14 protein-coding genes and 3 riboswitches are annotated in these 14828 nt (G+C 44.5%); of the genes, 6 read left to right on the forward strand and 8 right to left on the reverse strand.

Annotated features, from left to right (window positions below):
* Positions 1-32: 32 nt before the first annotated feature.
* The 7 genes from B6A27_RS17805 to B6A27_RS17835 form a co-directional block, all read right to left on the reverse strand.
* Positions 33-488: a chemotaxis protein CheX gene (locus B6A27_RS17805; RefSeq protein WP_066146924.1), complete on the reverse strand. Its 456-nt coding sequence runs from the start codon at positions 486-488 to the stop codon at positions 33-35.
* Positions 489-573: 85 nt separating this feature from the next.
* Positions 574-1581 carry an ABC transporter permease gene (locus B6A27_RS17810; RefSeq protein ID WP_066146926.1) on the reverse strand — a complete coding sequence of 336 codons (1008 nt, stop codon included), beginning with the start codon at positions 1579-1581 and terminating at the stop codon, positions 574-576.
* Positions 1529-3076, reverse strand: coding sequence for a sugar ABC transporter ATP-binding protein (locus B6A27_RS17815; RefSeq protein WP_080862836.1), 1548 nt, complete (start codon positions 3074-3076; stop codon positions 1529-1531). The genes B6A27_RS17810 and B6A27_RS17815 overlap by 53 nt, the downstream gene beginning before the upstream one ends.
* Complete coding sequence (locus B6A27_RS17820) at positions 3073-4224, reverse strand: sugar ABC transporter substrate-binding protein (protein ID WP_080862837.1); 1152 nt, start codon at positions 4222-4224, stop codon at positions 3073-3075. Before B6A27_RS17820 ends, B6A27_RS17815 begins: the two co-directional genes overlap by 4 nt.
* Complete coding sequence (gene mtnA, locus B6A27_RS17825; RefSeq protein ID WP_080862838.1) at positions 4221-5282, reverse strand: S-methyl-5-thioribose-1-phosphate isomerase; 1062 nt, start codon at positions 5280-5282, stop codon at positions 4221-4223. The genes B6A27_RS17820 and mtnA overlap by 4 nt, the downstream gene beginning before the upstream one ends.
* A gap of 17 nt (positions 5283-5299) precedes the next feature.
* Positions 5300-6493 (reverse strand): S-methyl-5-thioribose kinase, encoded by a 1194-nt coding sequence (mtnK, locus tag B6A27_RS17830; RefSeq protein WP_066147682.1) that lies wholly within the window; start codon positions 6491-6493, stop codon positions 5300-5302.
* Positions 6494-6584: 91 nt separating this feature from the next.
* A riboswitch (SAM riboswitch) is annotated at positions 6585-6692 on the reverse strand.
* Between the two features lie 89 nt (positions 6693-6781).
* On the reverse strand, positions 6782-7597 hold the full coding sequence (locus B6A27_RS17835; protein ID WP_080862839.1) for a carbon-nitrogen family hydrolase: 816 nt from the start codon (positions 7595-7597) through the stop codon (positions 6782-6784).
* A gap of 95 nt (positions 7598-7692) precedes the next feature.
* Between B6A27_RS17835 and B6A27_RS17840 the strand changes: the two genes are divergently transcribed.
* The 6 genes from B6A27_RS17840 (at position 7693) to B6A27_RS17865 (ending at position 12877) form a co-directional block, all read left to right on the forward strand.
* A complete protein-coding gene (locus B6A27_RS17840; protein WP_066146936.1) occupies positions 7693-8883 on the forward strand; it encodes a pyridoxal phosphate-dependent aminotransferase in 1191 nt (396 codons plus the stop codon).
* Between the two features lie 81 nt (positions 8884-8964).
* A riboswitch (SAM riboswitch) is annotated at positions 8965-9072 on the forward strand.
* A gap of 62 nt (positions 9073-9134) precedes the next feature.
* Entirely contained in the window at positions 9135-10358 is a 1224-nt protein-coding gene (mtnW, locus tag B6A27_RS17845; RefSeq protein ID WP_080862840.1) for a 2,3-diketo-5-methylthiopentyl-1-phosphate enolase, read from the forward strand.
* Between the two features lie 11 nt (positions 10359-10369).
* The gene (locus B6A27_RS17850; RefSeq protein WP_080862841.1) at positions 10370-11029 is read left to right on the forward strand and encodes a 2-hydroxy-3-keto-5-methylthiopentenyl-1-phosphate phosphatase; all 660 of its coding nucleotides are present in this window, start codon (positions 10370-10372) and stop codon (positions 11027-11029) included.
* A complete protein-coding gene (locus B6A27_RS17855) occupies positions 11026-11658 on the forward strand; it encodes a methylthioribulose 1-phosphate dehydratase (protein ID WP_080862842.1) in 633 nt (210 codons plus the stop codon). Before B6A27_RS17850 ends, B6A27_RS17855 begins: the two co-directional genes overlap by 4 nt.
* Before the next feature lie 29 nt (positions 11659-11687).
* Entirely contained in the window at positions 11688-12230 is a 543-nt protein-coding gene (locus B6A27_RS17860) for a 1,2-dihydroxy-3-keto-5-methylthiopentene dioxygenase (RefSeq protein WP_080862843.1), read from the forward strand.
* 203 nt (positions 12231-12433) lie between these two features.
* Positions 12434-12877, forward strand: a complete 444-nt coding sequence (locus B6A27_RS17865) for a MarR family winged helix-turn-helix transcriptional regulator (RefSeq protein WP_066146946.1) — start codon at positions 12434-12436, stop codon at positions 12875-12877.
* Positions 12878-13019: 142 nt separating this feature from the next.
* Here the strand turns inward: B6A27_RS17865 and B6A27_RS17870 are convergent, their stop codons facing one another.
* Positions 13020-14447: an amino acid permease gene (locus tag B6A27_RS17870; RefSeq protein WP_080862860.1), complete on the reverse strand. Its 1428-nt coding sequence runs from the start codon at positions 14445-14447 to the stop codon at positions 13020-13022.
* Between the two features lie 94 nt (positions 14448-14541).
* Positions 14542-14725, reverse strand: a riboswitch (Lysine riboswitch).
* Between the last annotated feature and the right edge of the window lie 103 nt (positions 14726-14828).

A 14828-nucleotide genomic window follows, 5' to 3' on the forward strand; every position in this document is an offset into this window, starting at 1 on the left:
AAACTAGAAGCAAAAATCGCTTCTAGTTTTTTTTATTCATGATGGAGAGTGACAATCATATTTAATGTTCCTTTTTCTACAATATTGACAGGAACAACAATCGCTTTTTGAAACCCTTTTACATTCGCTTCTCCTACAAGCAAAGTGGGAGGAGTGATGTCCATCATCATTTGCTGGCTCGATGCATGTGTCGCCAATTGACCAGCGATCATGTTTCCTAACTCGCATGTAAATGATTCGAGCATTTCTCCCTCTAGCATCATTCCATACATAAGTTGACTGATTTGCGCAAAAAGATCATTCGTTCCTGCGATGACTAACTGCCCATGAATTTGTCCAGTCATTCCAATCAGCACGGATAAAGATGAGCGGATTGAACTAGCATGGTATAAAGCCGGTTTTTCAATCTCAATCCCCGCTGGAATTACCGTTTTGATCGAATGAATGGCACTGTTTAATAAATGAGTAAGAGTTGTTGCTGTCGTCATCCGCTTGTTCCCCCGTTCATAAGACAAATGCGCTAGTAATTTTATCATATCACAAAATTTCATATAAGCCGATGGGGAAACATTCCTATTTCTTTTGGAGATGTGAGAGCGCTAACGCCCCTACTAAAATCGCTCCCTTAATAATATCTTGGGCATAGTATGGGACATTCATCATGGTTAAACCGTTTAAAAGTACACCAATTAAAATGGATCCGAATAAAGTGCCGATAACGTTTGGTTTCCCTGCGCCGAATACGGAAAAGCCGATATAGGCAGCGGCCACTCCGTCCATTAAAAAGGAGGCTCCGGCAGAAACTTGTCCGGTTCCGATTCGCGAGGCAAGGACGATACCGCCAAGTGCTGCGAAAAATCCGCTAATGACATATGCATATGTTCGATAGCGATTGACTGGAATTCCCGAAAGTCGGGCAGCTTCCCGATTTTCCCCTGTCATGTAGAATAAACGGCCAGGCTTTGTATAGGTCAGAAAGAAATGGGAAGCGGCAACAATGAATAACATGAGTAATACAGAGAATGGAATGCCGCCTACTTCTCCTTGGCCGATAAATAAAAAGGATGGAATAAACTTTCCCGGCGCCGTTCCTCCGTCTGGAAGGGGCATGTCATTGTAGATGGAAAACCCTTTTGTATAAGTGAGATGCACCCCATTGATGGCATACATGGTTGCCAGTGTTGCCAGAAGATCAGGGAGCTTTAGTTTGACAATGAGCAACGAATTTAATAGGCCCACTGCTATTCCTAATAAAAGCGGAACGAGAAGAGTGACCAAAATTTCTTGTCGATATAAAACGAGAGAAGCTGCACTCGCGATTGTGGCGAGACTGACCGTTGAACCGACGGATAAATCAAAGCCGTCGACAATAAGAGAAAATGTAATGCCAATGGCTACGAGTGTTACAATCGAAATGGACCGCAAAATATCACTAAAATTTTCATACGTCAAAAAACGATCAAGCGTAATGCTGAAATAAGCAATGACAACTAGAATGGCAAGCAATGTTCCGTGTTTATATAGAAAATTAAGAGGAGATCGCTTTACGGTTGAAAGCGTTGTTGTTTGTACTTGTGCCATTTTCTTCGCCACCTCCGCTGCTGTAATAGATCAGTTGTTCATATGTTGCTTCCTCTGCTGTAAAACGCTGTACAAGCTGTCCATCAACCATGACATAGATTGTATCAGCGATATCGAGCAGCTCTTGAAATTCATTTGTTAAATATAGAACGGCTTTCCCTTGCTCGGCCAGGGAGCGAATAATCGCAAATACCTCTGCTTTTGCGCTCACATCAATGCCTTTTGTTGGTTCATCAAAAATAAAAACCTCGCCGCCTGTTTGTAGCCATTTGCCAATGACAATTTTTTGCTGATTGCCGCCGCTTAGTTGCTTGACGATGGCTTGCTGGGAGGAAGGCTGGATATGGAGTGTATCGATGAGCTGCTGAGCCCTTTCTTTCTCCTGTTTTCTAGAAATCCATTGCCATTTTGCTAGTGATGATAGTAAACGGACAGTTAAATTGGTGCGAGTCGTTTCGCTCATAAAGAGTCCTTGCTTTCGCCGTTCTTCAGGAATAAAGCACATGCCGGCAGCAATCGCTTCTTTTGGTGAAGAAAACGTATGACGCTTTCCATGAATCAACCATTCCCCGGTTGTTTTCGTATGGGCAAATAGGCTTTCGGCTAGCTCTGTTTTTCCTGCCCCCACCAATCCGGCAATTCCGACAATTTCCCCTTTGCGAATTTGCAGATCAATCATCGTGTTTGTTTTCGGAATTTGCAATTGCTTGACTTCAAAAAGGATGTCCTCGCCGTATGTGCGTCGCTCTCTTTCTTTTCGTTGCTGAGTCCGTCCAACCATATGATAAATCATCTCTTCGATTGACAGCTGGGCAGCATCACCTTGATGGACGACGGAACCATCGCGCAGGATGGTTACCTGATCGCAAATTTCCTTCACCTCTTTGAGCTTATGAGAAATATAGATAAAGGAAACGCCTTGATTTTTTAATTGTTTCATAATCGAAAAAAGGCGTTTTGTTTCTACCTCGCTTAAGGCGGCTGTCGGTTCATCCAGAATAATGTAACGGGCAGAAGAGAAAAGCACTTTCGCTAGTACAATAAGCTGTTTTTCATGCAGCGTACACTCGTGAATCCGTTTATCAAGCGGAAGCGATAGCCCGATTTGCTGCAGTACTTGGGCTGCCCGCTGCTTTTGCTTTTTCCATGAAAGGAATGGATGGCGGGCGGCATGGACCAAATCATCAGCCACAATATTTTCATAGACTGTTAAAAAGGGGAATAGCGCTGTGTCGACTTCTTGAACCACTAAGCCAATGCCGGCCTTCTTGGCGGCCGCCGGATTTGGAAAGTTGACGTCTGTGCCGTCGATCGTGATAGTTCCCTCATTGGGTTGAAGATCTCCAGCTAAAATTTTCATTAATGTACTTTTTCCGGCTCCATTCATTCCTAAAAGGGCGTGAACTTCCCCTTTCTTTACATGGAAATTCACGCCATTTAATACGGTCACGCGATCGAACGATTTATAAATATTGTTCATGAAAAGCCCGCTCATTTTGTTTTCCCCTGTTCTTCTAATGTTTTCATCCATGGAGAGAGAGCGACGTTGGATTGACCCCAGCCAGTAATGTATTGATGCAGATCTCCCATTGTTACTTGCTGATTAGGCAAGTCTGTCTTTTTCACCAGATGTGGCTCGAGAGAATAAATACTTGGCGTTTTCTCACCTGCAATTTTTTGATAAGCAAACCGTACTTGGACTCGGCCGACTTCGGCAGGGTCAGTCGCGGTTGTTGCTACCCATGGGCTGTCTGGCTGCTGAATCATTTGCAAATCTTCATCGCTTAAATCAATGCCGTATACTTTGATTTCGGTACGGCCCGCCTGTTGAATGGCTCGTGTGGCTCCTTTCGCAAATTCGTCCCATGTAGCGAATACAGCATCGATATCGCCTTTGTTCGGATATTTTTTCAAAATCGCTTCCATTTGCGTTTGTGTGTCTAATGCTGTATTAGAGCTGGCATTGCCGAATTTAGCAATTTCTTTAATGCTTGGATACCGTTTTTTAAATGCGTCATAAATGACATAACGCCGTTCCATTGGTGTAAAACCACCGACCCAGATGGTAACAATTTTTCCTTCGCCATTTAAATCTTCTGCTAATGTTTTTAATGTTTTCCAAGCAAGGCTATAGTCATCTTGGTCAATGACGGTTACGCCGGGAATATTTAAGTCGTTGTCAAAAGCGACGACAGGAATGCCTTTGGCCACCGCTTTTTCAACCGGCCCTTTTAATGCGTCGGCTCGTCCGTGGTCCAAAAGGATGGCATCGACATTTTGCGTGATCGCGGTTTCTACATATGAAGCCATTTTCGTTAAATCGTTATCAGCATTGTAAACTTGTACTTCTCCGCCAAATTTCTGCACTTGATCTTTTACGCCAGCAATATATTGAGAGGAGAAGGTACCGATCGAAAATTGCATAATGGCCGCAATTTTAATGGGTTTTTTTAATTGATTTGGAATAGCGGCCTGCTCAGCGGAAGCGGATTCATTGGCTGTATTGTTCGTCGCCTTCTGTTCCGTGTTTTCTTGTTTAGCCGCTGGTTTAGAGCTTACAGCATCTTGTTCATTGGTGCAGCCTCCGAGCATGATGCCGAATAACAATAGGATTGCCAACAAAAATGTGTGTCGTTTTTTCATCGCTTGATTTCCTCCTTAAACAAAGCTGTCAGCACGCTTTCATAATGGCCGCTTATGATTCCTTTTTCAGTAATAATGGCTGTAATCAGCTCGTGAGGCGTCACATCAAAAGCAGGATTGTATACTTTTACTCCAAGAGGAGCGATTCGTGTTCCTGCCAGCTCGGTTATTTCTTCAGACGGACGCTCTTCAATCGGAATATCTGCCCCTGTCTTAGTCGATAAATCAATAGTGGACAGGGGAGCCGCTACATAAAAAGGAATGTTGAATGCTTTAGCGAGCAATGCCAAGCCAAATGTACCGATTTTATTGGCGGTATCTCCGTTTGCGGCAATGCGGTCAGCACCGACGATGACAGCTGTGATGTCTTTTGTCTTTATAGTTTGTGCTGCCATATTATCAGTGATCAGCGTTACATCAACGCCTGCTTGCATGAGCTCCCATGTCGTCAGCCGCGCGCCTTGCAAAATGGGTCTTGTTTCGCAAGCATAGACATGCAGACGAATTCCGCGTTCTTTTGCCAAATAAAAGGGAGCAAGCGCGGTACCATATCGAGCAGTAGCGATTGATCCAGCGTTGCAGATGGTTAAAATGCGATCTCCCTCTTGAAAAAGAGAAAGGGCATGTTCACCGATGGAGCGGCATGTGTTCTCATCCTCGCTTTGAATACGGATTGCCTCATGAACCAATGCTTTTTTGGCATCGGCGACAGACGAAACGTTCGCAATGCTGGCCATCAAGCGGTCGAGCGCCCAAAATAAATTGACGGCTGTCGGTCTGGCACTTGCCAAATAATCACGATCCTTTTTCAGAAGGTTGCGAAAATCTTCGGGAGAATTCGTTTGATAGCTGTGTGCCGCTAAAGCAAGACCGTATGCAGCTGTGATGCCAATCGCTGGAGCACCGCGAACCTTCAATGTGGCAATTGCATCCCACACAGATTGAATATCTTTTAATTCTAAATATTCAGTCTCATTCGGAAGCTTTTGCTGATTTAAAATGGTCAAATGTGTGTGATTCCATTCAACAGAACGCGGAATGGAGAGCAATGAATCCATATTCTTCTTCCTTTCGTTTAATGAGTGGCAGCAAATGTTTGAAAGAACAAAGAGCGTATTTGTTGCACTTCATGGATCGTCTGGCGATGTAAAATCAGTTGTCGCCCGAGCTGAAGGGCAAGCTGCTTGGCATGGATGCGCGTAGGTTGATCTTCGATTCCGTCAAGATCGGCGACATGGGCTAAGCCGATCGTGCGCCGGATGATTTCACAACCAGCAAAACCGACCGCATCGATGAGCGTTTGCTGCAACACGTCTTGCAACAATCCTTCAGTTTTTGCATACGGTTCTACATTATGCTGTTCCCAAAGGGCAGCAAACGTGTGCGTAAATACATTCCATGTTTTTTCGATGTGAGCCAATAGTGGCTCATGTTCTGAACGGGACAACGCATTTAGGAGTAAATTGGCAAAAAATTGGCCGATATCAAACCCGAATGGGCCGTAAAACGCAAACTCAGGATCAATGACTTTTGTTTCTGTGTCGCTTGCAAAAATGCTTCCAGTATGTAAATCCCCATGAATGAGCGCATCGGCTTCCGTTAAAAATTTCCGCTTGAGTTTTGCTACTTCAAGATGAAGCGCATCGTCATTCCAAAGAGCCTCTACGTCACGGCGCAACTCCTCTTCAAAATTATTCGTTTCATGGTCGAAAAACGGATCAGTAAAGACGAGATCTTCGGTAATTTTACATAACTCTGGATTGATGAAATTTTGTTGCAGCTGTTTTTTCTGCTGCTGGTTCATGCCAAAGTCCGATGTGTAAAATAACGTTTTAGCGATAAACTCTCCAATGTGCTGGGAAAGAAGCGGATATGTTTTTCCAGCAATGAATCCTTTTCGAGCAATTTGCAGATGCGATAAATCCTCCATCACGGTAATCGCCAACGACTCATCCGAATAGTATACCTTTGGCACGTATTGCGGAACGTAGTCGGCAAACGTGCGCAACGCATGGCTTTCAATGACAGCCCGCTTAAGCGTAAGCGGCCAGCTTTCACCGACGACTTTTGCATATGGTAGCGCTTGTTTAATAATGACTCCTTTCTTTGTTTGGGGATCAAATACATGGAACACAAGATTTAAGTTACCATCGCCAATTTCTTGGCAAATGAATGGTGTTCCTTCCGGAAATAAGCCTAATCGAGCAGCGAGTGCAACCGCTCCTGATTCCGTTAAAGGCTCGTAGACGGATTGTTTAGAATGTGTCATCATTTGTACCCTCCTTATCATTCACTCAATCAATGAAACAATGAAAAAACCTCTTTCGCTTTTCGAAAGAGGTTTGAAGTCGGCTTCTCCCCTCTTATCTCTCAGCGTGTTGCTGCAAGAATTAGCACCGTGCTTAACGTTGGTTAAGTCGGTTGCCGGGCTTCATCGGGCTCGTCCCTCCACCTGCTCTTGATAAGAGTTTGTTCGGTTTTATTCGAATGTTTTTAACAATGCAAAACTTTTTTCAATTCGCTTGATTCGAATCATACATTCGATTTGCCAGTTTTGTCAACTGTTTTTTTGAAAATTTTTTTCGGCCGAAATATAGTGCTCAGGTCGGCGGTCTTGGAAAATAGGAATTTGCTTGCGAACTTCTTTCACTTTTGACAGCTGGATTTCGGCCATAAGAGAGCATGGATTTTCATCGGCTTCGGCGAGGATGACTCCCCATGGATCAATGACAAGTGAATGGCCGGCAAATTGATTGTTCGGATCTTTTCCAGCACGATTGCAGGCGATTACATAGCATTGATTTTCAATCGCGCGCGCTTGCAAAAGGGTTCGCCAATGTTCAAGGCGGGGCTGTGGCCATTCGGCGACCACAAACAATAACTCTGCGCCTTGGATTGTATGGGCGCGAATCCATTCAGGGAAGCGAATGTCATAGCAAATGACTCCCGCGCACAACGTTTGCTCCAAGGTAAATAAGCCGCTCGATTCACCGGATTGTAAATACAAATGCTCATCCATGAGCTGAAAGAGATGGAGTTTGCTGTATTCTCCTACAATGTCGCCGTCTCGATTGACAATGTACATGGTATTGGTGATGCCGGCAGCGGTTTTTTTGGCAATGGAGCCAGCAACAATACAGACGTTGTGCAGGCGTGCGAGCTTGCTAATAAACGATTTGGTATCAGCGCCATTCTCATCAGCAATGTCGTCAAGGCGTGCGAGATCGTATCCGGTTGTCCATAGTTCAGGAAGGACGATGACGTCAACAGAGCTTTGACAAACTTTTTCGATCTCTTGTTGAACGCGGCGTTTATTTTCCGCAGGATTTCCGAAAGCAATATCGAGCTGAAGACAAGCAATTTTTAATGTCATAATCATTCACCCCAAAAAAATGTCTTTACAATTTAATTTTTACGATATATGATGTTTGACTAGAATTTCAAGAATTTTTTGAGTAGGTGAAGCAATTGAAATCATTTGTCCAATCCGAGTTGTTGCAAAGTCTTCCGAAGCAGTTTTTTGCTTCGCTTGTCGACAAAGTAGGAAAAGTGGTGGCTCAAGGACATGATGTAATTAATCTTGGTCAAGGAAATCCTGATCAACCGACGCCTCCGCATATCGTAGAAGCGCTGCAAAAAGCGGCGGCTAATCCAAAATACCATAAGTATTCTCCGTTTCGTGGCTATTCGTTTTTAAAAGAGGCGGTGGCTGCTTTCTATCAGCGCGAATATGGCGTTACGGTTGATCCTGAGAGAGAGGTAGCTGTCTTATTCGGTGGAAAGGCAGGGCTTGTGGAAATTCCGCAGTGCTTATTAAATCCGGGCGATGTTGTGCTTGTGCCGGATCCCGGATACCCTGATTATTGGTCGGGAGTGGCATTAGCGCGTGCAAAAATGGAAATGATGCCGCTTTATAGCGAAAACGGCTTTTTGCCTGATTATCGTCAATTGGATGAAAAGGTGGTTGAGAAAGCCAAGCTGATGTTTTTAAATTATCCAAATAACCCGACGGGAGCTGTAGCGACAGACTCGTTTTTTCAAGAGACCGTTTCGTTTGCACAAAAGCATGGAATTTGCGTTGTCCATGACTTTGCTTATGGTGCGATTGGATTTGACGGGCAAAAACCGATCAGCTTTTTGCAGGCGGAAGGAGCCAAGGATGTCGGTATTGAAATTTATACATTTTCCAAAACGTATAATATGGCTGGCTGGCGCGTAGGTTTTGCGATTGGCAATGAAAGTGTGATTGCTGCGATCAATCTTTTGCAAGACCATTTATATGTCAGCTTGTTTGGTGCGATTCAGGAAGCGGCAGCGGTTGCGCTGCTTGAGTCACAGCAATGCGTGACGGAGTTGGTAGCGTTGTATGAATCACGGCGCAATGCGTTCATTGGAGCTTTACAGGAAATTGGTTGGAACGTAAGTGCTCCAGCCGGCTCCTTTTTTGCTTGGCTGCCGGTACCAAAGGGCTGGACTTCGGAGCGCTTTGCTGATTTATTGCTTGAGCAAGCGCATGTTGTGGTGGCGCCTGGGATTGGATTTGGCGAGCACGGGGAAGGATATGTGCGCGTCGGGCTGTTGACAAGCGAAGAACGCTTGACAGAAGCGGCACGGCGCATCGCTAAGCTCAATCTTTTTCAGCAAGCGGTAAAAAAATAATTGACAATCTGCATGATCCCTGTCATAATTCGAATTAAATTTGCAAAATGAAAATTTCAAAAAAATGAATAGAAGCTGTCATTCTTATCAAGAGCAGGTGGAGGGACGAGCCCAATGAAGCCCGGCAACCGACTTAACCAACGTTAAGCACGGTGCTAATTCTTGCAGCATTACGCTGAGAGATAAGAAGAGTTGAAACCAAAGCCTCTTCTTATGGAAGAGGTTTTTTTATTGGAATTGGAGGGATGAGAATGAGCCAAGTCATCGCCACGTATCTGCTTTATGATGAGGCTGATTTGGAGAAAAAGGCGGAGAAAATCGCGCTTGGCTTAACGATCGGTTCATGGACCGAATTGCCGTTTTTGGAAAAAGAACAACTGCGTAAACATAAAGGAACGGTTGTGCATGTGCAACCGCTTGAAGAAAGCGAACGTGCCAATCAATATTTCGGAAAACGCTTGAAGCGGGGAATGGTCAAGATCGCTTACCCAAGCGCCAACTTCAGCGTCGATTTGCCCGCTGTTTTGACGACGGTGTTTGGGAAATTGTCATTAGATGGCACGATTAAGCTGATAGATTTAGAGTTTTCTGATGATCTAAAGAAAGCATTTCCTGGTCCTCGCTTTGGCATTAAGGGAATTCGCGCAAAGCTGGATGTTTATGACCGCCCGCTGTTAATGAGCATTTTTAAAGGTGTGATCGGGCGCGATTTGTCCTATTTATCCGAGCAACTGAGACAGCAGGCGCTTGGAGGCGTAGATCTTGTCAAGGATGATGAAATTTTATTTGAAAATGAACAGGCGCCATTCGAAAAGCGAATTGCGGCAGGAAAAAAAGTCTTGCAGCACGTATATGAAGAGACAGGGCATAGAACGCTTTATGCGGTGAATCTTTCGGGAAAAACGTTTGAGTTAAAAGAGAAAGCGAAGCGAGCGGTGGAGCTTGGCGCTGATTTGCTGCTGTTCAACGTGTTCGCGTATGGACTGGACGTATTGCAAGGATTGCGGGAGGATGAGGAGATTTCCATTCCGATTATGGCGCATCCGGCGTTTAGCGGGGCGTTGACTCCGTCGGAATTTTACGGTGTAAGCCATCCTTTGTTGCTTGGCAAGCTCGTTCGCATGGCAGGGGCGGATTTTTCCTTGTTCCCGTCTCCATATGGAAACGTTGCTCTGGCCAAGGAAGACGCAAGTGGCATTGCCCATGAATTAACGAAGGAAGATGTATTTGTACAAACGTTTCCTGTTCCGTCTGCCGGCATTCATCCAGGACTGGTTCCGCTCCTTATCCGCGATTTTGGCATCGACAGCGTCATTAATGCAGGAGGCGGGGTGCATGGACATCCAGAGGGAGCGGCAGGAGGAGGAAAGGCATTTAGCGCCGCAATCGCGGCAGTATTAGCTGGAAAGCCTTTAAGTGAGGCGGCAAAAGAAAACCATTCATTGCAAAAAGCCATTGCTTTATGGGGCACTTAAGAGGTGAAAGTATGACGAAACCGATAATTTTTTGCGATTTCGATGGCACGATTACAAATAATGACAACATTATAGCGATTATGAAGCAATTTGCTCCGCCGCAATGGGAAAGCATCAAAGAGGATGTGCTCGCGCAGCGCTGCTCTGTTCAAGCTGGCGTCGGAGCGATGTTTTCGCTTCTTCCTTCCCGGCTAAAAGAAGAGATTACGAGTTTTATTTTAGGCACTGCCCAAATTCGCGATGGTTTTCGTGAATTTGTCTCCTTTACAAAGGAGCGAGGCATTCCGCTCTATGTCGTTAGCGGCGGAATCGATTTTTTCGTTTATCCGCTTTTAGAGGGACTTATTGAAAAAGACGCGATTTTTTGCAATGGTTCGGACTTTAGCGGGGAAACGATTCGCATTACATGGCCGTATGCGTGTGATGACCATTGCCGTAATGGCTGCGGCTGCTGCAAGCCGTCGTTGTTAAGAAAGCTAGCAACACCAGAGGCAACGAAGATCGTCATTGGTGATTCCGTGACAGATTTAGCGGTCGCCCAGCTTGCCGATCACGTGATTGCCCGTGATTTTCTGTTGCAAAAATGTGCGGAGCTGGACCTGACCCATACGCCGTTTACGACGTTCTTTGATGTCATTGAATCTTTGAAAAGGATGGAGGTGAGCGCATGAGCGATTTATTGAAGAAATGGGAAGAGCTTGCTGATGTCAAAGCAGAACTGGCTTCCCGCGATTGGTTTTTGGGAACAAGCGGGAATCTATCGATCAAGGTGGCTGATCAGCCGCTAACCTTTTTCGTTACGGCCAGCGGAAAAGATAAACGAAAACAAACAAATGATGATTTTCTTCTTGTCGACGCTTTGGGCAATCCGGCTGAGTCGACCCATTTAAAGCCATCGGCTGAAACCTTGCTGCATGTGGAAATTTATAATAAAACGAACGCTGGCTGCGTGCTTCATGTTCATACGATTGATAATAATGTCGTCTCTGAACTGTACGGGGATGATGGGGAAGTCATTTTTACCGGCCAAGAAATGATTAAAGCGTTTGGTCTTTGGGAGGAAGATGCGGTTTTCCGCATTCCGATTATTCGGAATCATGCGCACATTCCGACGCTTGCCTCTGAGTTTTCGCAGCACGTCTCGGCAGATAGCGGAGCGGTGCTGATTCGCAACCACGGTATTACCGTATGGGGAAAAAGCTCCTTTGAAGCGAAAAAGTTTTTAGAAGCGTGCGAGTTTTTGTTTAGCTATCATGTTAAGCTGCTTATGCTAAAAGGTCACAAAGTATTCACTTCATAGATTTTAAAATGATAATGGAGGGATGAAAAATGGCAGTTATTAAAATTAGAAACACAGGTGAATGGATCAAAGGTCATGAGAATGTAGGGAGCTTTCTAGAAAAGCAAGGCGTTCTGTATGAACATTGGGAGATTAGCAAGCTGCCAAATCACTTAAAAGAAAAGTTTGTTTTGAGTGACGAAGAAAAAGAGGAAATTTTAGGGGTTTTTAAAGATGATATTGAGGATTTAGCAACAAGAAGAGGCTATAAAGCGTGGGATGTTGTCGCTTTATCAGATGCGACTCCGAATTTAGAGGAGTTATTGAAGAAATTTGAACAAGTGCATATTCATACGGAGGATGAAGTGCGCGCCATCGTCGCGGGTCACGGCATTTTCATTATTAAAGGCGACGAACAAACAGGATATTTTGAAGTGCAGCTGGAAGCTGGCGATGTCATTTCCGTGCCAGAAGGAAATCCGCATTTCTTCACATTAATGGAAGACCGCCAAGTGGTAGCTGTTCGTTTGTTTATTGATCCATCTGGCTGGGTTGCCCATCCTTATGAGGAAAAAGAAGAAGCTGTTCAATAACCAACAAGCGCAGGAATCTTAAGCGATTCTTGCGCTTTTTGATGGATGTAATCGAATCTATTCGTCGAGCAGCTTTCTAGCACTGAAACGAATGGCAGAAGAACGTGCGAAATGGACGGTGTAGATCGGGGCGTTTCATTGACAAAGAGAGGATTTTTCGCTACAATGGCTTCGAATTCGACCGATAAAGGATTTGATGACAAGTGGCGGATAGAGAGGAAATTTTGCAATCATTAAAGCTATTTATTGTGCTGTCAAGAGCGTACCGTGCTGTTAATGATCAAGTAAATAAATCCATTCAGTCGTTCGGCGTGAACCCTACGGAGTTCGCTGTGTTGGAATTGCTATATCATAAGGGGGATCAGCCATTGCAGCAAATTGGCGGGAAAATTTTACTGGCAAGCGGCAGCATCACATATGTTGTCGATAAATTAGAGCAAAAAGGGCTGATTATGCGCAAAGCATGTGAAAAGGACCGCCGTGTAACTTATGCTTCGATTACGGATAAGGGAAAAGCTTTTATTGAAAAGGTATTTCCGGAGCATGAACAAACGATCCATGAAACACTTTCCGGATTAACGATTGAAGAGAAAGAACAGGTTATTGAGTTATTGAAAAAAATGGGATACGGTGCGAAACAGCAATAAGTACAGATGGTGAAAGCGCCAGCGGATCAAAGGTTCGCTGGCGCTTTTTTATAATGGGTGGCGGGCGCGCGTTCTTTTTTGATAAAGAGAGAGGAGAGACTATAGATAAAAGAAAGAGAGGGAGAACCCCCTCTCTTTTGGATCAAGCTGACAGTCTTTTTTTCGCGTTTTCTTCTTTTTCTGCTGCTTTTTTCACAAGCGGATAAAAAATGATGCCGCTTGCGAGCAACACAATGCCAAGCATGAAGGTTTTGATGTCAGATGTTCCCGCGATAATGACCCAGATGGAATAAATAGTGGCCAGTGCTGCAATGACTCCATCCGTGATTCGCTGCTTTGTATTGGTTTTATATGTCTCTCCTGTCCATGTGAGTTTGAGCTGAAAGACAGAAGCGATAAAGTAAGGAACAAGATAAGCGAGTGTCGCAATATAAATGACAAAATCAAAGGCAGCTGACATCGAATGAGAGATCGTTGAGAAAATGAAAATTTGCGCTAATCCATTTGATAAAATTAAAGCGAATTTCGGCATTCCTTTTTTGTTTTCTTTTAAGAAAGAAGGGATAAACAAACCTTGCTTCGCGGCTTGATACGGAACCTCCGCGCTTAGCAGCACCCAGCCGAGCGTCGAGCCAAGAAGGCTGATAAGGCCAAGTCCAGCTAAGATGTATGCGCCGCTTGGCCCTAAAATGGTTTGAATCGCATCCACTAAAGGCTTCTCTGAATGAATCAACTGTTTTTGCGGCAGCAAGCCCATTACAAGCACACTTATGCCAATGTAAATGATGAGAGCAATCAGCAAACCAAGAATGGTTGCCCGTTTGACATCTGTTTGCTTGCGTGCACGTGAAGCGAACACAATCGCAGATTCCACTCCGACAAATGCCCATAATGTCGCAATAGCCGCGCTGTTCACTTGTCCGAACAGGCTAACGGCATGGCCTGCTTCATCGTAACGCGGAGCGACAACAGAGCCGATGTTGTTTTTATCAAATGCAAATAAGCTAATGGCAATAAATAAAAAGAAGCCGAGCACCTTTGCCGAAGTGGCTATGAAATTTAGTTTTCCAGCTCCCTCGATGCCGCGCAAAATAATAAAGTGCATTCCCCATAATAGAGCGGTACAAACCATAAATGTAAGGAGGTTGCCGAGTTTGATCGGTGTAGCGCCTACCATAAATACGGTTTGTTTGCTTGTTAAAATCGGAAAGAATGTGGATAAATAACTCGTAAATGTCGTAATAATAGCTACGTTTCCAGCAAAATTTCCAATCCAATAGCCCCAGGAAGACATAAATCCCGATAAAACCGAGGCGTTTGATCTCTTTGGAAACAATTCCTTCGCGTAAATTTGCGGCCCGCCATTTAACTCAGGCTTGCGAATCGCTAAATTGCCAAAGACAAGAGCGGTCATTAGCACTCCGCCACCTGTTAATAGCCAAGCTAAAATGACCCCTAAAGGGCTCGCGGCTTCTGAAAGTGAACGAGGAAGCATAAAAATTCCTGATCCAACCATATTCCCAACGACAAGCGCCGTTAATACCCAGAGACCTAGTTTATTTTGCTGCAAGATAACCCCTACTCCTTTCTGATTTGCGCATTTATCAAAAAAAAAATACACCCTTAAGTTTTCAACGGGTGCATGTGACATCCGCATCGAACTTAATGTAGATAGCGCTCCATCGCTTCCATTAAGCGATGGCAGTCCTGACTCTATTCGAATGCAGGCCCAGCTTGCGGCGCCAGAGTACGCTGCAAACTTCGGCAATGAATCCTTTCGTTTGAAGTCATCGGTTCCTCTGTCCCTCATTCAAACTACTTTTATCCATTGCAACCTCTATCTCATCTAAGTTGACGAGAAGAAAAAATATTCAATTACCTTGATAATCATACACGATTCGACAATATTCGTCAATATGCTTTTATCTGAAGCATGAACAGGAATTTTTAG

The organism is Anoxybacillus sp. UARK-01 (assembly GCF_002075365.1).
Taxonomy (GTDB): Bacteria; Bacillota; Bacilli; order Bacillales; family Anoxybacillaceae; genus Anoxybacteroides; species Anoxybacteroides rupiense.